The organism is Desulfobaculum bizertense DSM 18034 (genome assembly GCF_900167065.1).
GTDB classification, from domain to species: Bacteria; Desulfobacterota; Desulfovibrionia; order Desulfovibrionales; family Desulfovibrionaceae; genus Desulfobaculum; species Desulfobaculum bizertense.
Window position 1 is genome coordinate 57,196 of sequence record NZ_FUYA01000010.1, and the last position, 22,677, is coordinate 79,872.

Below are 22,677 nucleotides of genomic sequence, written 5' to 3' on the forward strand. Positions count from 1 at the left end.
TTGCGTTTTTTATGCAGCTTTGTGTACCCTGTAAAGGTTCTGGCATCTGTCGAAATCTGAACGCTGCTATGTTTTTATTTAAGGCAAGGTTGATCGTCGTGCTTCGCCCTAGGCACGCTGTTTCATCCACCCTCAGCATTACAAGTCCATCTCTTCAGACTCGTTTTGGTGAGAACTTTTTTTATTTGAGAGGCTGGAAGAAATGTATCTCCTTCGAAAGTACTAGGTTTTGTGCGCTGTGCGTGTGGAACATTGCTTGTCTGTATGAATAAAGTGTCACGCAGCTGACATTCGTGTGCGGAGCGTTATGCGGCTCCTCCTCTCTCTTCTTTTGCCTCTTCCTCGCTTCGTGGTATGCAATACAGAAGTGGAAGAGTAGGCTTGGGGGATATTTTATTGGGACGCTGTCCCAAACCCTGCAAGGGCTTTGGGGTGGGTGGGGTACGAGACTCTGTCTCGTGCTCTGCAAGGGGCGCTGCCCCTTGACCCCGCCCAAGGACGAGGCCCTTGGGAATCCCGCTTTCGCTGGAGTATGGGGCTGAGTGGGATGAGAGCTATGCTCTCCTCTCCATCAGCCCCATACTCCAGCTCGTGGCGTTTCCCGATTGCGTGTTTTTTTTGCCTTCTCACACCCGTGTTCTTTCTGAACGCTCGCGTTCAGAAAAAACAGAGTGGCAACTCGCAGAAGAGAAAGAGCTTCTTTACGCCATCTCACCCAAGTTTAAAAACCGTGCAAGCGAAGCTTGAACGGCTTTTAAACTCGCTGAGGATACGTAAGGGAATCATTCCCTTACGCGGGGTCCGGGGCTGGCCCCGGTGGGGGCTTGGGGGCAACGCCCCCAAAACACACACACAAGCAAACACTCTCCTGCCACACTTTGCATTGGAGGGCCGATGAAAAAAGGGAAAGTTTTTTTGGTTCTGGTTCTTGCTGCTCTTGTGGCAAGCTACTTTGTGTTTGATCTTGGGCGTTTTTTGTCGCTGGACTATATCAAGGCGCAACAGGAGGCGTTCCGGGGGCTGTACGCGGAGCATGCATTTGCTGTGATGGGCGGATACTTCGTTATTTATGTTTTGGTGACGGCGCTGTCGGTGCCTGGTGCGGCCGTGATGACGCTTCTGGGAGGAGCGCTGTTTGGGTTCTGGCGAGGCCTTGTTCTGGTGTCGTTTGCGAGTAGCCTTGGTGCGACGCTGGCGTGCTTTGCATCGCGATACGTGCTGCGGGACTGGGTGCAGGGCAAGCTGGGTGACAAGCTGGGGACGATCAATCGCGGAGTGGAAAAAGAGGGGGCATTCTACCTCTTTACCATGCGCCTGATTCCGATTTTTCCTTTCTTTGCAATAAATTTGCTCATGGGTCTCACCCCGATGCCGCTTTTGCGATACTATTGGGTTTCGCAGCTTGGAATGCTGCCGGGGACGATGGTCTACGTGAACGCGGGCAAAGAGCTTGGGCAGCTGAGTTCGCTGGCGGGGATACTTTCACCGAGCCTGCTGGTGTCCTTTGCGCTCCTGGGCCTGTTCCCGCTGCTGACGAAAAAAATTATGGGAGTGGTGCAAAGGCACCGGAAGCTCCCGCCTCAGGATTAGGCACGAGGTGCACACATGGCAACGTCATTTGATTTTGACTTTGGAGTGATTGGTGGAGGTGCAGCGGGGCTTACCGCCGCATCAGGTGCGTCCCAGCTTGGGGCAAAGGTGCTGCTCATTGAGCGTGAAGCCGCGCTTGGTGGCGACTGCCTGCATTTTGGCTGCGTTCCGAGCAAAACGCTGATCCGCAGCGCGCATGTGTACCACATGATGCATCAGGCCGAGCGCTTTGGACTCCCCCAGCCTGAGCTGCCGCCTGTGGACTTCTCGCGCGTGGCCAAGCGCATCCGTGAGGTGCAGGCAGAAATCCAAAAGCACGATTCCGTGGAACGTTTTTGCTCGCTCGGCGTGCAGGTCGAGTTTGGTCCCGCACAGTTCGTTGACCCGCATACCGTGGATGTTGCAGGCAAAAAATACACGGCAAAATCGTGGCTTATTGCGACAGGCAGCGAATCCAGTTCGCCCGCGATTCCGGGGCTGGAGAGTGTACCGTACCTCACGAACAAGGAAATTTTTTCGCAGGAATCTCTGCCTGAATCCATGATCGTCCTCGGTGGCGGTGCAATCGCCTGTGAAATTGCGCAGGCTTTTTCGCGACTCGGCTGCTCGGTGACGATTCTCCAGCGCAGTCCGCAGCTCTTTTCGCAGCAGGATTCTGACATGGCGCTTCTTGTGCAGCAGGTTCTCGAATCCGAGGGCGTTACTGTGCACACCGGAGTTTCTATTCAGTGTATTGAGGAGGTCGATGGGCAGTGCCGCGTTTTTTATCAGACGCAGGACGGTGCTGGGCATGAGTGTGAAGCCGCCCAGTTGTTCTTGGGGCTTGGGCGCGCTCCTGTGATGGATGCTCTTGAACTGCACAACGCAGGAGTGGAAGTTTCTCGCCGGGGCATTACGGTTGATTCCCGTATGCGAACCTCGCAGAAGCATATTTTTGCTGCTGGCGACGTGACAGGAGCGCCGCAGTTTACGCATGCCGCTGGCTACGAGGGGGGCATTGTTGTGTCCAATGCAATTTTCCGCGTCCCCCGCAAGGCCGACTACACGAATCTTCCCTGGTGCACGTTCACTTCACCCGAATTTGCTGGCATTGGCCTGAACGAGGGGCAGGCTCGAAAGCAGCTTTCTGGTGTTGAGTGTATTGAGGAGCAGTTTAGCGCCAATGATCGCGCGCTTGCAGAAGGAGAGCTGCAAGGGAAGCTCAAGCTTGTTCTCTCCAAAGGCAAGCCCGTTGGCGTCCAAATCGTCGGGCCGCACGCCGGTGAGCTTCTCTGTGAGTGGGTGCCCGTGCAGGCCGGAGGCGTAAAGCTCTCCACTCTCGCCGGAGCAATTCACCCCTATCCCACGCTCGCAGAAATTAACAAGAAAGCCGCGGGCAGCTTCATTAGCCCTAAAATATTCTCCCCTCGCGTCGTCGGCGTCCTTAGCACCCTCTTCTCTTACCGCGGTCGCGCTTGCGGCAAGTAGTGGGATGAGAAGGCTGTATGGGGTGTGGGGAAAGATTGGGGGCCTGCCCCAGTCCGTGAGGACTGGATGGGTGGTGGGGAAAGATTGGGAGCCTGCCCCAGCGCGTTAGCGCTGGATGGGTGGGTGGGGGAAGATTGGGGGCCAGCCCCCAAACCCCCGCGTAAGGGAATGATTCCCTTACGTATCCTCATCGAGTTTAAAAGCCGTTCAAGCTTCGCTTGCACGGCTTTTAAACTTGTTGGGGCTGCCTAAAGCGGCTTCTTTCTCTTTCCCGTGCGTTGCCACCATTTTCTTTCTGAACGCGAGCGTTCAGAAAGAGAGGGTTGGAGCGCAAAGAAAAAGAACACACGTCCAGTTAATTAGACCGAAAAAAAGGGGACCGAAATGGAGAGGAGAGCATAGCTCTCATCACATTTCGGTCCCCTTTTATTTCGGGCGAACTTGGGATTCCTAAGGGCCTCGTCCTTAGGCGGGGTTGAGGGGCAGCGCCCCTCACAGGGGGCGGGGGGGACAGCGTCCCCCCCAACAAAACATTGCCCCAAGCTTGGCACGCGCGCGCTGCGCCTCAACCGCCATTCAAGGCTGGGGATAAACCCCGGCACACAACACCGATGCTAATAAGCTTCCTCGTAATCGAGGTCTTCTTTGGTGATCTTGTGGTTAAATTTAACATATACCCAAGTCTGATACGCGATGACGATGGGCACCATGACGAGGGCGATGACGAGCATAATCTTGAGCGTCAAAGGTGATGACGCGCCGTTGGAAATGGTGACACTCCATGCGTCGTTGAGGCTGGAGGGCAAAAGCCGCGGAAAGATGCCGATGACGCCAAAGAAGGCACAGGCGACAATGACGAGATTGGAGTAAAACCAAGATTTCCATGCCTGCCGCTTGCCGAGGGCGGTGCGTAAACCAATGAGACCGACGACGGCAAGAATGGGAATGATAAAGAGAGCGGGCATCGCCAGATAGTTGGCAAAGAGCTGCGTCTCGACGCCGGAGTAGACGACAAAGGCGAGAACCATCAGGACGGCGAGGGGCCAAAGCTTGCGTGCGGTCGCCTCGGCGCGGTCATGCAGAGGGCCTTCGGCCTTGATGCAGAGCCAGAGAGCGCCATGTAAGAGAAAGAGGACAACAAAAAGCACGCCGCCAGCGAGTCCATAGGGGTTCAAAAGCTGAAGGAGTCCTTCCTGATTGATGCCGTTGGCGTCAATGGGAATGCCGCGAAAGATGTTGGCAAATGCGACACCAAGCAGCAGGGCCGGGGCGAGACTCCCGATGAAATGGCAGCCGTCCCAGATTGCGCGCCAGGTGCTGCTTTCTACCTTGGAGCGGAACTCAAAAGAGACGCCGCGCAGGATGAGGGCAAAAAGCAGGAGAAAGAGCGCGGAATACATGGATGAAAACATGACCGCATAGGATTTGGGGAAGGCGGCAAAGGTGACGCCACCAGCGGTGACGAGCCAGACCTCATTGCCTTCCCAAAACGGGCCGCCCGCGTTGTAAATCGTGCGGCGCTCGTCTTCATTCTTGCAGATGAAAGGCATCAGGGTGCCCATGCCGAGGACGTAGCCGTCCAGCATAAAATAGATGGCCCAGAGCAGGCCCCACAGCAGGAACCACGTTGCTTCTAACATATCGCTACCTCTTCAGAGAAAAAAGTTGGTATTCCAGTTCCACGTTTTTGGCCTATTCCGGAACCTTCCGGGCATACTTGAAGAGCAGGAAGATGTCTGCGGCACCAAGCAGGAGATAAATCCCGACGAGGGCGGCAAGCGAGATGCCAACCTGCGAGGTGGTGATAGCGGAAACAGCATCAGAGGTTCGCATCAGGTTGTAGACAATCCACGGCTGGCGACCGACTTCTGCCACAATCCAGCCAAACTGGTGGCCGAGGTAGGGGAGTGGGATTGACCAGACAAGGACTTTGAGCAGAAGCGGGTAGTTCGTGATTCTGTTTCGCAAAAGCCATGCGAGGAAGGAGAGGCCAATAAACAGGGAGCCGAGACCGACCATTGCTCTAAAGGATATAAAGGTCAGCATGACGGGCGGACGGTCTTCCTTGGGGAAGTCCTTGAGTCCCTGCACCGTGGCGGACGGATCGTTAAAGGCAAGGAAAGAAAGCAGGCCGGGGATCGGAAGAGCCTGAACAAGGTTTCGCTCGTTCTCTGGATCTGGGATCTGCAAAAGATACATGGGGGCGTTGTCTGTGGTCTCCCAGTGCGCTTCCATTGCGGCAAGCTTGGCAGGCTGGAGCTTGGCAACGTCGTTGCCGTGGACATGGCCCTCGGCCAGCACAAATATGGAGAAGATCAGTCCCCAGGTCGCACCCATGCGGAAAGATTTAGTGAAGAAGTTATCGTCGCTTTTTCTCAGCAGGTGCCAGGCAGAAATACCCATGACAAAAAATGCAGCAACGATGATGGCGGCGGGGATGACATGGAAGAACTGAAGCCAGCCAAAGGGGTTGGTTACAACGTCAGTGAAGCTCGCCAGTTCGGCGCGGCCGTTGCGCAGAACGTAACCAACGGGGTTTTGCATGAACCCGTTAGCGAGCAGAATCCACAGACCGGAAATATTGCTGGCGATGGCGACAATCCAGATGGACGCACAGTGCAGCTTTGGATTGATGCGCTCCCAGCCAAAGACCCAGACTGCAATAAAGGTCGATTCAAGAAAGAAGGCGACAGTTGCTTCAATGGCGAGCAGTGAGCCAAAGATGTCACCAACGTATTCTGAGTAGCGTGACCAGTTGGTACCAAACTGGAACTCCAGCGTGATACCCGTCACCACACCAAGGGCAAAGTTGATGAGGAAAAGCTTTCCCCAAAATTTGGCCATCCGCTTGTAGGTCTCGTCTCCGGAACGGAGGTACTTGGTTTCCATCACCGCAACGAGGATGGAAAGCCCAAGCGTGAGCGGGACAAAAATGAAGTGAAACATAGACGCGGCCGCGAACTGGAGCCGCGAGAGGAACAGTGCATCCATGATGCCCCCCCTTGCGTGGGTTGGTTTGGACTCAATACAAAAGTGCTGCCGGAGACAGCCGAATCCCCGGCAGCAGAAGCTTACTCGTCGATCTTTGCCTTGAGGGCCTTGCCCACGGCGCGGCCAAGCTCAACGCACTGCTCAAGGGCAGTGGCGTCTGGGACGTGCTTGGTCTTGACCGGGTCAACAATCTCAAAGCTCATGTCTTCAAGCCAGCCAGTGATGGCCTTGACGCACTCACCGCTCCAGCCGAAGGAGCCGAAGGCTGCGCCGATCTTGTTCTGGGGGCGCAGGCCCTTCATGTAGGTGAGCATGTCTGCCACCAGAGGAAGAATGCCGTTGTTGTGCGTTGGTGAACCAACAATCACAGCTCCAGCGTTGAAGACTTCTGTCATGACCTCGGAGTGGTGATAGCTCTTGAGGTGCATCAGACGAACACTGACACCTTCGTCGACAAGGCCAGTCACAATAGCTTTGGCCATTTTCTCGGTGGAGTGCCACATGGTGTCATACACCACGACTGCGCGGTTCTTGGGCTTCTGGGAAGCGAACTCGGCGTAGCTGTTCATGGCGAATGCGACATCTTCCTTGCCGCGGAAGATGACGCCGTGGTCTGGTGCAATCATGTCAACGTCGAGGTCGAGTTCCTCGACACCCTTGAGCGTTTTTTCAACGACAGGGGAGTACGGCACAACAATGTTGGCGTAGTACTCGGTCATGCGGCGTTTCAGGAAATTTCTGTCCATCTCGTCAGCGTAGCGCTCTGTGGATGCGACATTCTGACCGAATGCATCGTTGGTGATGAGCAGCTTGTCTTCGGGAATGTAGGACAGCATGGAATCGGGCCAGTGGAGCATGCGGGTTTCCACAAACTCAACAGTGCGCTTGCCAAGGCTGATCTTGTCGCCAGTCTTTTTTGTTTCAATGGGCCAGTTTTCCTGATGGAAATGCGCGTCGATGGCACGCTTGCCCATTGGCGAGCAGAAAACCTTTTCCGGTTTTGCCAGCTCGACAAGGTCTGCCAAAAGTCCGCCGTGGTCAGGCTCAAGGTGGTTGGCCACGATGTAGTCGATGTCCTCAATGTTGACGACCTGAGAAAGCATTTCGAGGAATTCTTCGCGGAATTCTGCCTTTACGGTGTCAAAAAGAGTGATCTTTTCGTCCTTGACGAGGTAGGCGTTGTAGGTGGTTCCGTGGCGTGCAATGGAATACCCGTGGAAGTTCAGTTCGTTCCAGTCAACGCAGCCTACCCAAAAAATGTCTTTTTTGATTTCAATTGGTCTCATGTTCTTTGGTCTTTTTTTGTGTGTGTTGTGTAAAAGCCTTGCAGATGAGAACACAAGCCAAGGGGTATCCTTGGTGTTTTACTCTGCAATGCCCACCGCAGGGACTGCGGTGGGCATAACGTATCAGTCTTTTTCGAAATCGGTTTTGGGAGCGCCACAAATTGGGCAAACCCAGTCGTCGGGAAGATCATCAAAGGAGGTGCCTGGGGCTACTCCGTTGTCAGGATCACCCTGTTCCGGGTCATACACATAGCCGCAAAGAGTACAGACGTAATTATCCATTTTTTCACCTCAAAAAAGTCTTATGCCTTCCACAGGCCGTGGAGGTTACAGAATTCACGGGCGCTCACGTTCGTCGCCTCAATACAGAATTCCGCAACAGGCTCGTCGCCGGGATTCAGATATTTGCGGTAGGAACGGCCATCAGCATACAGCTCAATCCATTCGATGTAGTGCTTTTCTTCCATCGGATGAGCAACGCTGCCGACTGAAACTTTGTAGCCGTTTGCTGTCTTTTCAATCACCGGAACATGCTTTTCCTTTGCAGCATCAACAGTGTTCTCAGTGTATTTCATCATGGGGGCACCGCAGCAGTTGAGGTCGCCCTCACCGCCGTGAAGGACTTCGACAATATTACCACAAGCTTTACATTTATAGACTTCACGCAGTTCTGGCATGTCTCCTCCTGGCCCTGATTTTGTCAGGGAGTTTGTGCTCTTGTTTTGTTAATGAGAACTATTAGCGATAAACGCATGCCTTGGCAAGAGCCTTTTGGGATTTTTTTTAGAAAATCTGAAGAAAATGGAAAGGCTGTCTGTTTTGGTGTCCTCTCTTGGCTGTCAGTAGTGGGGGAGTCCTGTGTCTTTTGCGACTGTGTCGAAAAGAGAAAGGGCCGTGTGCTACTGATGTATGAACAGGAGTTGGTTTTACCGTATGAATGTGTAAGCAATACCTGTTCTTGTCAAATAAACTCTTCGGATAAACTGGCAGAAAGATAACATGAAAGACGTTCTTTCGCGAGGGGGAAGGGCAGAGAAAAAGGGCAGAACGCTATGCTCTGCCCTTGTTGCTGTTTGTGATGTGATTACTCAGTACGTTTGAACTGTTCGATAAGCTCGTTAAGCTCGCCTGCCATTGTGGTGACATTTTTGATTGCCCGGTTTGCTGACGCCACGCGTTCTGCAATATCTCCGGTAAGCTCGTTAATGGTCGAGACATTGATGTTGATCTCTTCGCTGGTAGAAGACTGCTGGTCTGCTGCTGTTGCGATGGAGCGAACCATGTCGGCAATGGAATCTGAGCGGGTCACGATGTCTTCAAGCACATCTCCCGCATTTTCTGCGAGCTTCTCCGTCCCCTCGGCGCGTTCTCTGGTATTTTCCATTTCCCGAACTGCTGCCCGGGTGCTCGTCTGGATTGCCTCAATAGCGTGATCCACTTCCTTGGTCGCGTTCATGGTTTTCTCGGCCAGTTTGCGGACTTCGTCTGCGACAACAGCAAAACCACGGCCCGCGTCTCCCGCCCGCGCCGCTTCTATGGCTGCGTTGAGGGCCAGAAGGTTGGTCTGGTCTGCAATGTCAGAAATGACCTCCATCACTGATCCAATATTGTCGGCCTTGTTCGAGAGGTCTTCGAGGTACTGCGCAAGTTCTTGTGTGGTTTTGGCGACCTGCCGGGTTTCGCCGACTGTCCTGTCCACTTCCTTCCCGCCGCTTTGGGCCACCGTGCTTGCTTCCTGTGAAATTTCCGCGGCCTGATTGGCATTCTTTGCGACTTCCAGAACGGTCGCATTCATTTCTTCCATTGCCGTCGCGACTTGCCCTGTCTGGCTTGATGTCTGGGTGACGTTGCTCGTCAGTTCGTCCATTTCGTGTTCCAGCTTTTGGGCAGAGCCGCTGAGTGTTGTCGAAACATCCGTGACTTTGGCCGCGACTTTGAGCAGCTTTTCCTGTTGCTGGCTGATTCGTTCGCGTGCCTTCTCTTCTCTGCTCATGTCGATCATCATCAGGGTTGCGCCGACGGTTTCAGCATTGGCGTCCTGCAACGGTGAAACATCGAAGTGCAGAGGCACTACTGTGCCATCATTTCGCGTAAAGTGGAGCAGCCCCGAATCGCTTTCTCCCTGTTCTATGCAGTGCTTGGCGAGGTGACTTCGGTCTGCGTTTTGTGCGCTTATGAGATTATACAGGGGAGTGCCTGTCAGGTCTTGCCCCTCTTTCCCCAGTGCGTGGAGCATCGGGCTATTCACAAAGGTGATTCGTCGTTCTTTATCCGTAACAATGAGCGGTGTGCTGATTCCTTCCAGAATTCCCTGACTATACTGGAGCTGATCCTGAACTTTTTGCACCATATCGTGCAGGTTGTCAGACAGTTTTGCCAGTTCATCGTTGCCGTTTCGCTCAAAGTGAGCCTCGTAGTCTCCATCCCGGATTCGGCTACTGATTTCTGCGATATTCAGCACCTTGCCCAGCACCATTTTTCGGATAAACCCAAGCAGCACAAGGAGCAGAACAACGGCTCCGCCAAGGGAGATGCCAAGGGTCAGATTTTCCGAAGTACGCATTTCTGCGAATTCCGGGCTGACGTCCTGCAGGAAGATCATGGAACCCAGTACTGCCTGCGACGCACCGTGGCAGTGGTGGCAGGCTGGGGCATTAGGAATTGTCTGGATATTGGAGAAGTATGGGCGCCCCGCGAACTCGTGGAGAGCGCTTGAATTTTCTCCGCGTGAGAGGCTGGCAGAAAGTTGCTGGGTCAGTTTCCCGTTTGCATAGCTGTCTGTGAACTGGGTGCGGATGCTTTTGGGGTCGGTGGAGTATGTGACGTTCCCCCTGAAGTTTGTCAGGTAGACCTGAACGTCAGGGTAGTCTTTTGCAATTTTAACGAGCTGCGCCTTGGTCGATGCGTTATCTCCAATTCGCATCGGTTCTTCAATCGCCGAGAGCAGCGTTGCCGAAAGGCGGGTCGTCGCCTGTTGCAGAATTTCATCTGTGGCCTGTCTATGGCGTTTGGAGATTGTGACGCCAAGTGTGATAAACGTGAGCAGTGTCACTATGGACACCGGAACAAGAATCTTGAGCTGGAGCGACTTGCTATAGAAATTCATAGTGTCTCCCCGTTAGTGTGCACCACCAAAGAGCATGGGCTTAAAGTTGAAGGTCCGTACTCGTTCGTCGCTATGGCATGTTTCACAGCTCTTGAGCGATGGGCGCAGTGTTATGGATTCAGGGTCGCCGTCTTCGCTATGCGTTGCGCCGGGTCCGTGGCACACTTCGCATCCCGCGTGCCCAAGTTCCGGTGTCTCTTCGTAGCTGATAAAGCCCCCCGCCTTTCCGTAGCCAGTTGTGTGGCACGAGTAGCAGCCCTCAAGCTCCTTCTTGGTCAGGTCCGACGCCATCAGCTTCACGCTCTGGTCCGAATGAGCTTTCTTCGCGTACTTTGTGAAGTTTGCGTATTCTTTCTCGTGGCACTCCGCGCACGCCCTTGAACCTACATAGTGTGTGTCTCCTCCATGAGAGTATGCAGGGAAGAATAAACCGCTGCAGAAAACGATAATAAGTAGCGCAAGCTTTTTGCTCTGTGTCATGGGAACCTCCCTCTCCCTATCCATCATATTTTACTGTAGCCATATCTCCCCCTTTTTTGTCAACACAATAGCGTGCTTACATCTCAAAAGCATGGATATGCGTCGATGATAGGTGCTTTGGGCCGGCTGGATGGGTGGGGAGTGCGTAGAGCTGGATGGGTGGGAGGGAAGAGAACCGGGGCCAGCCCCGGACCCCGCGTAAGGGAATGATTCCCTTACGTATCCTCATCGAGTTTGAATTCCCTCCACGCTTCGCGTGAATGAAATTCAAACTTGGGTGAGAATGGCGTAAAGAAGCTCTTTCTCTTCTGCGAGTTGCCACCATTCCTTTTGAACGCCTTTCGGCGTTCAAAAGGAATAAGTGCGGTCTGGAAAAGGCAAAAGAACACGCGTTCGGGAAATTCCCCTAGCTCAAGAAATATGGCTGATGGAGAGGAAAGCGGAGCTTTCATCCCATTCAGCCATATTTCTTGAGCGAAAGCGGGATTCCCAAGGGCCTCGTCCTTGGGCGGGGTCAAGGGGCGGCGCCCCTTGCAGGGTTTGGGGCGGCGCCCCAATAAAAAAAGGCCAGAAGCTTGTGCTTCTGGCCTGAGTACTCGTGAAAGCGTGCTGGTTATTTTGCATAACCGACAGCGCGTCGTTCTCGGATACAGATAACGCGGATTTGTCCGGGGTATGTAAGGTTGTCTTCGATTTTTTTCGAGATATCGCGGCAGAGCATGTAGGTACGGTCGTCGTCGACGCGTTCGGAGTCGACCATGATGCGAATTTCGCGGCCGGCCTGGATAGCGTATGCTTTGTCGACGCCGTCGAATGATGTTGCGATTTCTTCGAGTTCTTCGAGACGTTTTACATAGTTCTCGAGCAGTTCCTTACGTGCGCCGGGTCTGGCGCCGGAGAGGCTGTCTGCGGCCTGAACGAGGACCGCGAGGGTCGTTGTTGGTGCGACATCCTCGTGGTGAGCAGCGATAGCGTGGACGAGTTCCTTGCTTTCGCCGTATTTTTTAGCCAGATCGGCACCGATAAGGGCGTGAGGTCCTTCGACTTCGTGGTCGACGGCCTTGCCGATATCGTGAAGCAGTCCGGCCCGTTTTGCTTTTTTCACATCGAGGCCGAGTTCAGCGGCCATGATGCCACAGAGGGAGCAGACTTCGAGGGAATGCTGAAGGACGTTCTGCGAAAAGCTGGTGCGATACTGGAGCTGCCCGAGGAGGCGGACCAGTTCGGGGTGGATACCGTGGACGCCAGCGTCGAAGGTAGCCTGTTCACCGATTTCGCGAACTTTGACGTCCATTTCCTGCTCGACTTTTCGGACGACGTCTTCGATGCGAGCGGGGTGAATCCGTCCGTCGCTGATGAGTCGTTCGAGGGCGAGTTTAGCGACCTGTCGACGCAGGGGGCTAAAGGCGGAGAGGACGACGGTTTCCGGGGTGTCGTCGATAATGAGGTCGACGCCGGTAGCGGCTTCGAGGGCGCGGATGTTCCGGCCTTCGCGACCGATGATGCGGCCTTTCATATCCTCACTGGGCAGCGCGACAGTAGCGACGGTCTGCTCACTCACGAAGTCGCCAGCATAGCGCTGGACGGCGGTGGCGAGGATTTCACGGGCTTTTCGGTCGCCGGTTTCTTTCGCTTCGGTTTCGATCTGACGAATGCGTTTGGCGGCTTCGTGCTTGGTCTGAGCCTCGACTTCATCAAGGATGTGCTGTCGGGCTTCGTCGACGGTGAGACCGGAGATTTCTTCCAGCTTCTGGACGTGCTGAACTTTCAGCTCGTCGATTTCTTCGCTGCGGTCTTCCAGTTCCCTTTCGGTCTGGGAGAGCTGCTTTTCGAGGACCAGAAGTTCGGATTCTTTAGAGTTAACGGTCTCGATTTTTTTGTCGAGGCGTTCTTCTTTTTCCTGGTTTCTGGTTTCTTTCTGCTTGAGTTCCCGCTTCTGTTCTCTCAGGTCGCTTTCCTGTTCTTTGAGGTCACGTTCCTGGTCTTTGAAGTCGGCTTCTATATCCTTCTCCATCTCTTTTTTGAGTCGGAGAATCTCATCCTGTGCCTGGAGCATGTACTCCTTGCGCTGTGCCTGTCCTTCCTTGCGTGCTTCGTCGAGGATTCGCTCTGCGAGGTCCTTTGCGCCAGCGGTACGCTTGGAGGTGATATAATTGTGCAGGACATAGCCGGCGGAGGCGCCCAGCACGATTCCAATGATAGCAGCGAAGAATACTGCTAAGCTCATGGCTCACTCCTTATTTATGCAATACGGGTTGCCGTGGACCCGATACAGTTGGGTAGCATGAAGCTACCTGCGGCAAGAAGAACTGAAGATTTTTGGGGGAGAGATGTTGAGTGAGCCGAGTGACGGAGTGCTCCTTGTGGTGGAGCGGGGAAGGGCGAAATAGAGTCGGAAGCGTGTATCGGCACCGAAAAGGAAAGGGGGTGTGAGGCATGCTGCAAGACGCAACACATCACGTGGTGCCGAGAACTATCGTACTTATATACAGCCCCGGAAAGCCGTGTTGAAGAAGTCTTTTGAACCTGAGTATTCAGGTGGACACCGCAGTCCTGCCTTTAGGCTCCCCGCGTGGCGGGTCTGCTCACCAGCAGTCTCGTAGCAGCATCCGTTATTGAGATGTTGGCTCAGAAATCGTTCTTCAATCACGAACCTCCCAGGGAGATATCGTCATGACGTCAAAAACGTCAGGTTCCGCCTTTATCAATTTTTGACAGGAGACTTGTGAGTTTCCCGTCCAGCTCTTCGAGTTTCTCTCTATTCTGGAGCAGATCATCAGCCAGGCCAAGGGCAAGAAAAGTCAGAAGCTTTTCTTTGCTAAGGCGTCGGCCATGCTGTGCCAGTTCCCTGTATCGTTCTTCAAGAAGCTCCTTAGCTTTGAGAACTTGGGTATGGTCTGCCTTTGCCTTAAATGAAACCTCCAGCCCCAGAACCTCAAGTGTATAGCTCGGCATGGTATCCTGCTATTCGTCTTCGGCCTGAAGTTTGTTCAGCAGACCGTCGATTTTGGTGAGAACGTCTTGTTTTGCGACACGTTCACGTTCAAGGTCGTCCCGGAGGGTTTGATTTTTTGTTTCGAGCTCTTTTTTTGAGAGGTCGAGTTCTTGCCGAAGTCTTCGATTTTCTTCATCAAGGACCCGATTCTTGGCAAGAATTGAATCAATTCGGGCTTCTAGCTGGCTCAGTGCATCCATAGCTCAATTTCTATCCTGTTCAGAATGTAAAATCAAGAAATGTGTTACTTCCTGCGGGGGAGTTCTTTCTGTTTTGCGCGGGTAATTCCCAGTGAGTTTTCACTGACGTTATGTGTAATCACTGAACCTGCGCCGACAAGTGCCTTTGCTCCAATTTCCACAGGGGCGACAAGTGATGTATTGCTGCCGATGAATGATTCATCACCGATTACAGTAGTGTACTTGTTCTTGCCGTCATAGTTGCAGGTAATAGTTCCTGCACCGATGTTTACGTCTTTACCAACCTGTGCATCGCCAAGATACGTCAGGTGGCTGGCCTTTGACCCTTTTCCAAGGGTTGATTTTTTCATCTCAACAAAGTTGCCGACCTTTGCACCGTCGCAAACGTGCGCACTTGGGCGCAGACGGGTATATGGGCCGACCTGACAGGATGCATCGACCTGTGCATTTTCAAGATGGGTAAAAGCTTTGATGATGCTTCCTGCGCCGATCACACTGTTGTCGATACGGCAGTGGGACTGCACGCAGGTTTCACCAGAGATACGACTTTTGCCATAAATTTCAAGGGGACCAAAAAGTTCACAGCCGGGTTCGATTTCTGCTTTGGGACCAATGAAGGCTGCGGCAGGGTTGTGGACCAGAACGCCGGAATCCAGCAGGCCGTCCACAATCTGGGCACGAAGAAGCTCTTCGGAACGAACGAGTTCGGCCGGGCTGTTAACGCCGAGAAGACCGGGGTCAGTGCCGCCGTCCACGGCGAGGACTGTCAGACCCTGCTGAACGCCAAGAGCAACGAGGTCGGTGATGTAAAATTCACCACTGGCGTTGTTGTTGTTCAGCTGACCGAGCAGGGGGGGCACGCGTTCCATGTTCAGCCAGTAAATGCCTGCGTTGATTTCGTGAACTTCGCCGCCGTGGTCTTCGGGATGAAAGTCCTTTGCTTCGACAATGGCTTTGGCGAAGCCGTTTTCATCACGGATAACGCGGCCATATGCGCCGGGCTTGTCGAGACTGATCGTCAAAAAGGCAATGTCCGCATTGCGGGCTTCGGATTCTTCCACGAGCTGGCGCAGGCGGGCTGCGGGAACGAGCGGGGTGTCACCGTTGGCAACAAGCACGGCGTCGAGCTGCTGCTTTTTCAGTGCTGGCCATGCCTCCTGAAGGGCGTGGCCTGTGCCGCGCTGTTCGGTCTGGAGCACAAAGGCATCGTCTGTCAGCTCGGCAAAGGCGCGGCGGACCTGATCGGCACCGTGGCCGATGACTGTTGTGATGCTGGAGAGAGAGAGAACCTCAAGTGCGCGGTGCACGTACCAGAGCATGGGTTCGCCAAGCAGGGTGTGCAGCACTTTGGGCTTGCTGGATTTCATGCGGGTGCCTTTGCCAGCGGCAAGGACAAGGGCGCCTGTTTTTCGTGTCGTATTCATAAATGACCTCATGGCTCGAATGGGCTGAAGTATGCTCCCGTATGAGGGAGGAAAGGCAAAACAGTGCTGTTCTATATGCCTTGAGAAAATGTCTGGGCAGCATGTAGCAGATGCGCCCTCAAATTGAAAAACAAAATTCAGCAGGGCGTCATGCAGGGGTGGGCTGGGAGCGCGAAGATGCTTTAGCGAAAACGTCTGTCCGTGGCAGGGGCGTGTCCTTCCAGTTCAAGAAGAAGTCGCTTGATGTCCAGTCCCGCAGAGAATCCGCCAAGTCCCGAAGAGGAGAGCACCCGGTGACAGGGCACAAGGACAGGCCACGGGTTGCGTCCCATTGCGGTGCCAATGGCCCGGTATGCCTTTGGGGAACCGGCCCGGGCTGCAAGCTCGCCATAACTGATGGTTTCGCCGTAGTGTACAGTATCCCGCAGCGTTGTGTAGACCTTTTGCAGAAAAGCTGTCTTGTCGTGCAGGGCCAGTGGAACCCGGGGCCACTCAATGCGTTCTCCCCGGACGTACTGCTCCAGACACTCCTGTATCCGCTGTCCGGCATCACTGAGCGTGGTGTCGGCATGTTTGCCGTTGCTCCAGTCAACGTGCAGCTGCAAAAGAACGCCGTTGTCCCAGTCCAGACTCAGGGAGAGTGGACCTGCTGCAAGATATTCGTGTCGTCTGGTTCTCATGACCTGTTTTCCTCGGGCCGGGGCGTTTGGAACCACTCCGGCATTGGACTGTTTGGGGCAAGACGTTTGCCCTGCCAGCTGTCGAGATCCTTGAGCATGGCGTTGACGCCGTTCATGATGGGCCGCTTTTTGAGTGCCCACATGGGCGCAACAAGTTCGTCCAGATTGCAGTCTGCACCAAGCCGGTGCACAACGATTTCTGGGCGGAGCTGCTCAAGAGCAAAAACAACAGCTTCAATATATTCAGCGAGTTCAGGAAGGCGCATTTCTTCCTTTGCCCACATCTTTTCAAGCATGGTGTCCTTAAAGACAATCATGTTGTGCAGTTTTATGCCAGCAATGGGAAGATTATTGACAAAAGTAATACTTTCAAGAAACTCATCCGTGCCCTCACCGGGAAGTCCCATAATCAGGTGAGCGCAGACTTTGAGTCCGTGCTCGCTGGCAAGCTCGGTGGCACGGGCAAAATCTTCTGCCGTGTGCCCGCGGTTTATGCGGGCAAGTGTGGTGTTGTGGCTGGACTGCAAACCCAGATCAAGCCAAACTTCCTGCGTTGGAAGTGAGGAAAGATATTGAATTTTTTCCTGGTCCAGGCAGTCTGGACGCGTCCCTATGCAGACACCGCAAAGTCCCGGCAGCCCTGCAAGCTGGTCAAATGTATTTTTTAATCGCGCAAGTGGGCCATACGTGTTTGAATATGATTGCAGATATGCTAAAAACATATTCGTGCCGTATTTCGGTCCCAGTTGCGTGGTCCAGCGCTCCCATTGCTGTTTGAGCGAATAGCCTTGCGCAAAAAGCCCTGTTCCGGCTCCCTGCTCATTGCAGAAAATGCAGCCGTGGCGGGAGAGTGTGCCGTCTCGATTGGGGCAGGAAAAGCCCGCGTCGAGGGGGATCTTTTGGACTCGTCCGCCAAAGCGGCGGTGCAGGTATGTAGAAAGACTGTGGTATCGTTTCATTTTTTGCCAAGGGGCATTTTTAGATGTCCGGCCCTTGCCTCAGGACAGGGCTTTGTATAGTAACTCTGAGTGTTGACCAGAGCCAAAAACCTTGTGTTACGGCGTGTCATCACTTCACGAATTCATTGACCCAAGAGAGTGTTTATGTCCAGAATCTTGGATTCGGTTCTCGGATTTTTTTCAAATGATTTGGCGATTGACCTTGGCACAGCAAATACCTGTGTCTATGTCAAAGGGCAGGGCATTGTGCTCCGCGAGCCATCAGTTGTTGCTGTAAAGCAGAACAACAAGGGCGGAAAGAAAGTTCTCGCAGTAGGACTTGAGGCAAAAATGATGCTGGGGCGTACCCCTGCAAATATCGTTGCCATTCGCCCCATGAAAGATGGTGTTATTGCCGATTTTGAAATCACCGAGGCCATGCTGCGGCACTTTATTTCAAAAGTCCACAACAGCAGGCGTCTTGTTCGTCCCCGGATTATCATCTGCGTGCCTACGGGCATTACGCAGGTTGAAAAGCGTGCCGTCAAAGAATCTGCCGAAAGCGCAGGCGCACGTGAAGTTTATCTGATTGAGGAGCCTATGGCTGCTGCAATCGGCGCGGACCTCCCTATCACAGAACCTACCTCCAACATGGTGGTCGACATCGGTGGCGGTACCACCGAGGTCGCTGTCATCTCTCTTTCTGGCATTGTCTACTCCAAGTCTGTCCGCGTTGGCGGCGACAAGATGGACGAAGCCATTATGCAGTATGTGAAGCGCAAGTATAACATGCTGATTGGTGAAAGCACCGCAGAAAATATCAAGATTCAGGCCGGAAGCGCATACCCGTCTTCGCACGAAGTGGAAATGTCCGTGAAGGGCCGCGATCTTGTTTCTGGTATCCCCCAGAATATTACCATTACTTCCGATGAAGTCCGCAAGGCAATCGCGGAGCAGGTTGACGCTATTGTTCAGGCCTGCCGTATTGCTCTGGAACAGACTCCGCCTGAGCTGGCTGCTGATATCGTTGACCGCGGCATTGTGCTGACGGGCGGCGGTGCGCTGCTCAAGGGACTGGACCAGCTCTTGCGTGAAGAGACAAGTCTGCCAATCACCGTTGTGGACGACCCGCTGTCTACAGTTGTTCTTGGCTCGGGCCGGGCGCTGGACAATCTGGACGTCCTCAAGGAGGTAACGATCGATTAACTTCCGATCGCGTAAAGGGTTTATTGCAGCCCTTCTCGTTACTGTCTGCCTGTACCTCTCCCTGTTTACGTGGAATCTGCGAACAGGGACTCTGGACTCGCTGTCAGAATATACGGGACTTGAATTCGTTGGCTGGGTTCTGAAACCGGGGAACTGGGTCGTGGACTCCTGTGTGCGGCTTTGGGACGATTACGTCTATCTTGTCGATGTTCGGCAGGAGAACAAAGCCTTGCAGGATACTGTGGCCCAGCTCAAAGAAGAGCTCGCCAAAAGCCGAGAAGAAGCCGCTGAGGCTCCCCGCCTCAGACGGCTGATGGCTTTTGGTCAGGCTGTGGAGTGGTCCCGGCTCGGTGTGCGGGTCATCGCACACCATCTTGGTCCCGGTGCCGTGCTGGATACCCTCATGGTTGACCGTGGACGCACGTCTCTCGTCAAGCAGAACGATCCGCTGGTGACAGCGGACGGTGTCATTGGTCGCGTGCTGCGTACAGCGCCGACTGTTGCAACGGTTCTGCTTCTGACCGACATCAATAGTAAAATTCCTGTCATTGGCAGCTCAAGCCGCATTAGCGGCGTTTTGTGTGGCCGTGGCGACAATTCAACGCTGGAACTTCGGTACATTCCTCAAAATGCACCGCTGCGGGCCGGAGAGACGCTTGTGACCTCCGGACTGGCCGGGATATTCCCCAAGGGCCTGCCCGTGGCGCAGGTGCAGACTGTGGAACGCTCGGACATTTCTCTGTTTCTGAATGTTCGCGCCCTGCCGCTGGTGGATCTGCGCAATGTCGAGGAAGGACTCATTCTTCACCGGCTTTTGCCAGAGCCTGTACTGGAAGATGACAGCATTCTTCCTGAGGACCAAAAAGAGACCGGGTCTGCTGACCCCAAAAAGCCGCAAAAGAAGTCAGGAGCCAAGAAAAAAGCTCCGGCTGCGGGCTAGGGGAGGCGTGTCGTGCATCCAGTCCTGTGGTGGATTCTTTTTACCTTTGTGTGCATCTGGTGCCAGTTTTTCATTCCCGGAGTGGATTTTTTTGCTCCGGGTCTTGTGCTTATGATGCAGGAACAGCGCCTGCGCTATGGGGTCTGGTTCGTTCTGGTCTGGATTCTGGTGCTGGAAGGAACAGCGACCATCGCCTTTGGCTCGTCCCTTTTGTGGTACGCCATGCTGGTGTTTCTGTTCTGGCTTGGGCGCAAGGTTTTTGAGTCCACAAATTTCCTGTTTATCATTCTGCTTGGTGCCGTGATGGGGCTTTGGCATGTTGGCCTGTTCGAAATGATGGGGCAGCTCCAGAACCTTTCCATCTCCCGTTCCCGCCTCATTTCTCAGGGGCTTGTCCAGTCCGTAGCTTTTGTTGCGGAATGGCTCCTCATTTACATTCTTTATAAAAACAGGGTTCGCCATGACCGGCAATTATGAACCAGAAGGGCAGGCGCCTCCAAAAATAGGCCTCATCATTCTTCAGGCACTGATCTGGGGACTGTTTTGCCTTTTTGCCCTGCGCTTTTGGTATCTCCAGGTCCACAAGGGCGAAGAGTTCGCGCAAAAGGCGCGTGACAACCAGCTTCGGCAGGAATCTCTTCATGCGCCGCGTGGGCTTATTCGTGACCGGAACGGTGAGCTGGTCGCAGTCAACGAACCTGCATATGCCCTCGGGATTGTCCGTGAAGACGTGAAAGACATGGATGCCATGCTCAATCAGGTGTCCACGTGGACAGGTGTCCCGCGCGAGGCGCTGGACAAGCGCTATGCAAAGGGCCGTCGACGTGTGAAGTCTTTCATGCCGATGATGCTGGTCCCAAGCCTGACCTTTGAACAGGTTGCCCTGATTGAGGCCAATGCCCTGTTCTGGCCCGGGCTTGAGATCATGATTCGCCCCCGCCGTTTTTACCCTCAGGGACCGTTGCTTTCCCATGTTCTTGGCTACGTGGCCGAAGCCAACGAAGGCGAGCTTGAAAAAGATTCGACGCTGGCCCTTGGCGACCATGTGGGCAAGGGCGGGCTTGAGCTGACAATGGAAAAGCGCTTGCGTGGGCAAAAGGGCCTGCGGCAGCTTGAAGTTGATGCAACAGGGCGCCGTCTGAACCAGCGGCTTCTGGATTTGCCCAAGGCGGGTGAAGACCTGACGCTGTCCATTGATTTAGGCTTGCAGAAGCGCTGTACGGAGCTGTTGGAAGGGCAGGCTGGTGCCGTTGTCGTCATGGAGCCGTTTACAGGTGAAGTGCTGTCCTTTGTGAGTCTGCCGAGTTTTGATGCCAACTGGTTCGTGACAGGACTCTCGCAAAAACAGTGGGTCAGTCTGCGGGATGACCCTTTGCATCCCCTTCAGAACCGCGTTGTCCAGAGCGCATATCCTCCGGGGTCCATTTTTAAGCTGGCCACAGGTGCAGCGATTTTGTCCTATGGGATTGATCCCAAGGAGAAAGTCTACTGCCCAGGCTACTATGATCTGGGGCGCCGCCGTTTTCGCTGCTGGCGACACTGGGGACATGGGAAGGAAAACTTTGTCGAGGCGCTTCAGCATTCCTGCGACGTGTATTTTTACGAAATGGGAAACCGTCTTGGCATCGACAAGATGAGTTCGTTTACCAAGGCCTGCGGCTTTGGTGAAAAGACCGGGATTTCTCTGCCTCATGAACGCTCTGGACTTATCCCGACACGGGAGTGGAAGCGCAAGCGCTTTGGACGGGGCTGGCAGGGCGGTGAGAACCTGAACTTTGCCATTGGGCAGGGGTACACGCTGGTGACGCCGTTGCAGGCTGCACGCTTTGTGTGTTCGCTTTTGAATGGTGGTGACATCCTGGTGCCACAGCTCACCAAGGGCACTGGCCCGGAAATGGTGCGCCATCTGCCGCTGACCAAGGAGGAGCGAGAGCTGCTCGTTGAGGCAATGGTAAAGACCGTCAATAACGGTACGGCGCGACGTCTGAAACGCCGTGATGCCGTGATGGGCGGCAAGACAGGTACTGCTCAGGTCGTGAGCCTGAAACTCAAAAAGGGCAACAAGCGAAGAAAACTGGAAGAGATGCCCTATGAAGAGCGCGATCACGCGTGGCTTGTGTCCTTTGGCCAAAAGGATGGCAAGTCCTACGTGGCGGCCTGCATGGTTGAGCATGGTGGTCATGGCGGCTCTGCTGCCGGGCCTATTCTGAAAGGTGTCTACGATTATCTCTTTGGAAAAAAACAATGACCCCAATAGACAGACGGCTTTTATATCATGTGAATTGGTCACTTCTTGCCCTTACCCTGTTGCTTTTTGCTGTAGGGGTGCTAAACCTCTATTCCGCAAGCGGTTTTCGGTCTGAAGACGGACTTGCGGTGTACTCCTACTTTAAGAAGCAGTTCCTCTGGGGCATGATGGGCTTTGGCGTGATGCTGGTGTGCATGGTTTTTGACTACAGGCACCTCAAGACCGTCGCGTGGCCAGTGTTTTGGGTGACCGTTGTATTACTGCTTTGTGTTCCTATCTTTGGCAAAACCATTTATGGAGCGCGCCGCTGGCTTGATTTGGGCTTTTTTAACCTCCAGCCAAGTGAAATTGCAAAGATTTCCATGCTGCTTGTTGGCGCGAAAATGCTCTCCAAGGGGCAGAATCCGCTCAACTGGCTTCGGCTTTTTGCTGTTGTAGGTGTGGGTATGATCCCCGCAGGACTGGTAATAATCCAGCCCGACCTTGGCTCTGGCCTTTCTGTACTGTTGTTGCTCGGTGGAATGATTCTGTATCGAGGCATTCAGAAAGGTGTATTCAAGACACTGCTTGTGAGTATTCCTGTTTTGCTTCCGCTTTCATGGTTCTTTTTGCATGATTATCAGAAGCAGAGGATTATGACTTTCATAAATCCGGGAAGTGACCCCCTTGGAGCGGGCTATCACATCATTCAGTCACAGATAGCCATCGGTTCAGGACAGCTCTGGGGAAAGGGCTATCTGAGCGGTACACAGAGTCAGCTTCGCTTCTTGCCGGAGAAGCACACGGACTTTGCAATCGCCGTCTTTGGAGAAGAGTGGGGCTTTGTTGGCTGTATTATTCTCCTTTCCCTTTTTTGTCTCTTCCTGTATCAGATTTATGTGACGGCGCATGAAGCGAAAGACCGTTTTGGGAGCTTCCTTGCCGCCGGTGTTTTCTTTTATTTTTTCTGGCAGATACTCATCAATATGGGCATGGTCCTCGGGCTAATGCCTGTAGTTGGTATCCCCCTTCCGTTTATCAGTTACGGGGGAAGCGCTACAGTCGTTAATTTGAGTCTCATTGGACTTGTTCTTAACGTTTCCATGCGCAGGTTTGTCTTCAAGCGTGCCTAAAGGAACAGCAGGTA

At 53.8% G+C, this 22,677-nt stretch carries 20 protein-coding genes and 1 other RNA gene; 7 read left to right on the forward strand and 14 right to left on the reverse strand.

Features of this window, described 5'->3' with window-relative positions; all coding sequences use genetic code 11:
* Positions 1–894 precede the first annotated feature (894 nt).
* A complete protein-coding gene (locus B5D23_RS12920) occupies positions 895–1,590 on the forward strand; it encodes a TVP38/TMEM64 family protein (protein ID WP_078685866.1) in 696 nt (231 codons plus the stop codon).
* 15 nt (positions 1,591–1,605) lie between these two features.
* Positions 1,606–3,057, forward strand: a complete 1,452-nt coding sequence (locus B5D23_RS12925) for a dihydrolipoyl dehydrogenase family protein (RefSeq protein WP_078685867.1) — start codon at positions 1,606–1,608, stop codon at positions 3,055–3,057.
* 614 nt (positions 3,058–3,671) lie between these two features.
* On the opposite strand, the gene cydB is transcribed toward B5D23_RS12925, so the two are convergent.
* The 14 genes from cydB to B5D23_RS13000 form a co-directional block, all read right to left on the reverse strand.
* The gene (gene cydB, locus B5D23_RS12930) at positions 3,672–4,697 is read right to left on the reverse strand and encodes a cytochrome d ubiquinol oxidase subunit II (protein ID WP_078685868.1); all 1,026 of its coding nucleotides are present in this window, start codon (positions 4,695–4,697) and stop codon (positions 3,672–3,674) included.
* Positions 4,698–4,749: 52 nt separating this feature from the next.
* Entirely contained in the window at positions 4,750–6,048 is a 1,299-nt protein-coding gene (locus B5D23_RS12935; protein WP_078685869.1) for a cytochrome ubiquinol oxidase subunit I, read from the reverse strand.
* An 80-nt stretch (positions 6,049–6,128) separates the two neighbouring features.
* Positions 6,129–7,334: an FprA family A-type flavoprotein gene (locus B5D23_RS12940; protein ID WP_078685870.1), complete on the reverse strand. Its 1,206-nt coding sequence runs from the start codon at positions 7,332–7,334 to the stop codon at positions 6,129–6,131.
* Between the two features lie 123 nt (positions 7,335–7,457).
* Positions 7,458–7,616 carry a rubredoxin gene (gene rd, locus B5D23_RS12945; protein WP_078685871.1) on the reverse strand — a complete coding sequence of 53 codons (159 nt, stop codon included), beginning with the start codon at positions 7,614–7,616 and terminating at the stop codon, positions 7,458–7,460.
* Between the two features lie 20 nt (positions 7,617–7,636).
* Positions 7,637–8,011 (reverse strand): desulfoferrodoxin, encoded by a 375-nt coding sequence (locus B5D23_RS12950; protein WP_078685872.1) that lies wholly within the window; start codon positions 8,009–8,011, stop codon positions 7,637–7,639.
* A gap of 407 nt (positions 8,012–8,418) precedes the next feature.
* The gene (locus B5D23_RS12955) at positions 8,419–10,440 is read right to left on the reverse strand and encodes a methyl-accepting chemotaxis protein (protein ID WP_078685873.1); all 2,022 of its coding nucleotides are present in this window, start codon (positions 10,438–10,440) and stop codon (positions 8,419–8,421) included.
* Between the two features lie 12 nt (positions 10,441–10,452).
* Positions 10,453–10,920: a cytochrome c family protein gene (locus B5D23_RS12960; protein WP_078685945.1), complete on the reverse strand. Its 468-nt coding sequence runs from the start codon at positions 10,918–10,920 to the stop codon at positions 10,453–10,455.
* A gap of 613 nt (positions 10,921–11,533) precedes the next feature.
* Positions 11,534–13,147, reverse strand: a complete 1,614-nt coding sequence (gene rny / locus B5D23_RS12970) for a ribonuclease Y (RefSeq protein WP_078685875.1) — start codon at positions 13,145–13,147, stop codon at positions 11,534–11,536.
* Positions 13,148–13,407: 260 nt separating this feature from the next.
* Positions 13,408–13,587, reverse strand: a non-coding RNA gene (gene ssrS / locus B5D23_RS12975) — 6S RNA.
* A gap of 21 nt (positions 13,588–13,608) precedes the next feature.
* The gene (gene zapA / locus B5D23_RS12980; protein ID WP_078685876.1) at positions 13,609–13,875 is read right to left on the reverse strand and encodes a cell division protein ZapA; all 267 of its coding nucleotides are present in this window, start codon (positions 13,873–13,875) and stop codon (positions 13,609–13,611) included.
* Between the two features lie 9 nt (positions 13,876–13,884).
* Positions 13,885–14,115, reverse strand: coding sequence for a cell division protein ZapB (locus B5D23_RS12985; RefSeq protein ID WP_078685877.1), 231 nt, complete (start codon positions 14,113–14,115; stop codon positions 13,885–13,887).
* Positions 14,116–14,159: 44 nt separating this feature from the next.
* Positions 14,160–15,539, reverse strand: coding sequence for a bifunctional UDP-N-acetylglucosamine diphosphorylase/glucosamine-1-phosphate N-acetyltransferase GlmU (gene glmU, locus B5D23_RS12990; RefSeq protein ID WP_078685878.1), 1,380 nt, complete (start codon positions 15,537–15,539; stop codon positions 14,160–14,162).
* A 182-nt stretch (positions 15,540–15,721) separates the two neighbouring features.
* A complete protein-coding gene (locus B5D23_RS12995; RefSeq protein ID WP_078685879.1) occupies positions 15,722–16,219 on the reverse strand; it encodes a methylated-DNA--[protein]-cysteine S-methyltransferase in 498 nt (165 codons plus the stop codon).
* On the reverse strand, positions 16,216–17,178 hold the full coding sequence (locus B5D23_RS13000; RefSeq protein WP_078685880.1) for a tRNA modification radical SAM protein MnmL/YtqA: 963 nt from the start codon (positions 17,176–17,178) through the stop codon (positions 16,216–16,218). The genes B5D23_RS12995 and B5D23_RS13000 overlap by 4 nt, the downstream gene beginning before the upstream one ends.
* Before the next feature lie 144 nt (positions 17,179–17,322).
* Between B5D23_RS13000 and B5D23_RS13005 the strand changes: the two genes are divergently transcribed.
* The 5 genes from B5D23_RS13005 (at position 17,323) to rodA (ending at position 22,663) form a co-directional block, all read left to right on the forward strand.
* Positions 17,323–18,363, forward strand: coding sequence for a rod shape-determining protein (locus B5D23_RS13005; RefSeq protein WP_078685881.1), 1,041 nt, complete (start codon positions 17,323–17,325; stop codon positions 18,361–18,363).
* Between the two features lie 160 nt (positions 18,364–18,523).
* Positions 18,524–19,303, forward strand: a complete 780-nt coding sequence (gene mreC / locus B5D23_RS13010) for a rod shape-determining protein MreC (RefSeq protein WP_078685882.1) — start codon at positions 18,524–18,526, stop codon at positions 19,301–19,303.
* A 12-nt stretch (positions 19,304–19,315) separates the two neighbouring features.
* Positions 19,316–19,780 (forward strand): hypothetical protein, encoded by a 465-nt coding sequence (locus B5D23_RS13015; protein WP_078685883.1) that lies wholly within the window; start codon positions 19,316–19,318, stop codon positions 19,778–19,780.
* Complete coding sequence (mrdA, locus tag B5D23_RS13020) at positions 19,764–21,551, forward strand: penicillin-binding protein 2 (RefSeq protein WP_078685884.1); 1,788 nt, start codon at positions 19,764–19,766, stop codon at positions 21,549–21,551. The genes B5D23_RS13015 and mrdA overlap by 17 nt, the downstream gene beginning before the upstream one ends.
* A complete protein-coding gene (gene rodA / locus B5D23_RS13025) occupies positions 21,548–22,663 on the forward strand; it encodes a rod shape-determining protein RodA (protein ID WP_078685885.1) in 1,116 nt (371 codons plus the stop codon). The genes mrdA and rodA overlap by 4 nt, the downstream gene beginning before the upstream one ends.
* The last annotated feature ends 14 nt before the right edge of the window (positions 22,664–22,677 follow it).

What these genes read in the sequence shown, in the direction of transcription:
- B5D23_RS13005 (WP_078685881.1), top strand. Translation starts at nt 17,323, where the DNA reads ATGTCCAGAATCTTGGATTCGGTTCTCGGATTTTTTTCAAATGATTTG.
- cydB (WP_078685868.1), bottom strand. Translation starts at nt 4,697, where the DNA reads ATGTTAGAAGCAACGTGGTTCCTGCTGTGGGGCCTGCTCTGGGCCATC.
- rd (WP_078685871.1), bottom strand. Translation starts at nt 7,616, where the DNA reads ATGGATAATTACGTCTGTACTCTTTGCGGCTATGTGTATGACCCGGAA.
- B5D23_RS12935 (WP_078685869.1), bottom strand. Translation starts at nt 6,048, where the DNA reads ATGGATGCACTGTTCCTCTCGCGGCTCCAGTTCGCGGCCGCGTCTATG.
- rodA (WP_078685885.1), top strand. Translation starts at nt 21,548, where the DNA reads ATGACCCCAATAGACAGACGGCTTTTATATCATGTGAATTGGTCACTT.
- B5D23_RS13000 (WP_078685880.1), bottom strand. Translation starts at nt 17,178, where the DNA reads ATGAAACGATACCACAGTCTTTCTACATACCTGCACCGCCGCTTTGGC.
- B5D23_RS12925 (WP_078685867.1), top strand. Translation starts at nt 1,606, where the DNA reads ATGGCAACGTCATTTGATTTTGACTTTGGAGTGATTGGTGGAGGTGCA.
- zapA (WP_078685876.1), bottom strand. Translation starts at nt 13,875, where the DNA reads ATGCCGAGCTATACACTTGAGGTTCTGGGGCTGGAGGTTTCATTTAAG.
- B5D23_RS12985 (WP_078685877.1), bottom strand. Translation starts at nt 14,115, where the DNA reads ATGGATGCACTGAGCCAGCTAGAAGCCCGAATTGATTCAATTCTTGCC.
- B5D23_RS12960 (WP_078685945.1), bottom strand. Translation starts at nt 10,920, where the DNA reads ATGACACAGAGCAAAAAGCTTGCGCTACTTATTATCGTTTTCTGCAGC.
- rny (WP_078685875.1), bottom strand. Translation starts at nt 13,147, where the DNA reads ATGAGCTTAGCAGTATTCTTCGCTGCTATCATTGGAATCGTGCTGGGC.
- B5D23_RS12950 (WP_078685872.1), bottom strand. Translation starts at nt 8,011, where the DNA reads ATGCCAGAACTGCGTGAAGTCTATAAATGTAAAGCTTGTGGTAATATT.
- mrdA (WP_078685884.1), top strand. Translation starts at nt 19,764, where the DNA reads ATGACCGGCAATTATGAACCAGAAGGGCAGGCGCCTCCAAAAATAGGC.
- glmU (WP_078685878.1), bottom strand. Translation starts at nt 15,539, where the DNA reads ATGAATACGACACGAAAAACAGGCGCCCTTGTCCTTGCCGCTGGCAAA.
- B5D23_RS12955 (WP_078685873.1), bottom strand. Translation starts at nt 10,440, where the DNA reads ATGAATTTCTATAGCAAGTCGCTCCAGCTCAAGATTCTTGTTCCGGTG.
- B5D23_RS12940 (WP_078685870.1), bottom strand. Translation starts at nt 7,334, where the DNA reads ATGAGACCAATTGAAATCAAAAAAGACATTTTTTGGGTAGGCTGCGTT.
- B5D23_RS12920 (WP_078685866.1), top strand. Translation starts at nt 895, where the DNA reads ATGAAAAAAGGGAAAGTTTTTTTGGTTCTGGTTCTTGCTGCTCTTGTG.
- B5D23_RS12995 (WP_078685879.1), bottom strand. Translation starts at nt 16,219, where the DNA reads ATGAGAACCAGACGACACGAATATCTTGCAGCAGGTCCACTCTCCCTG.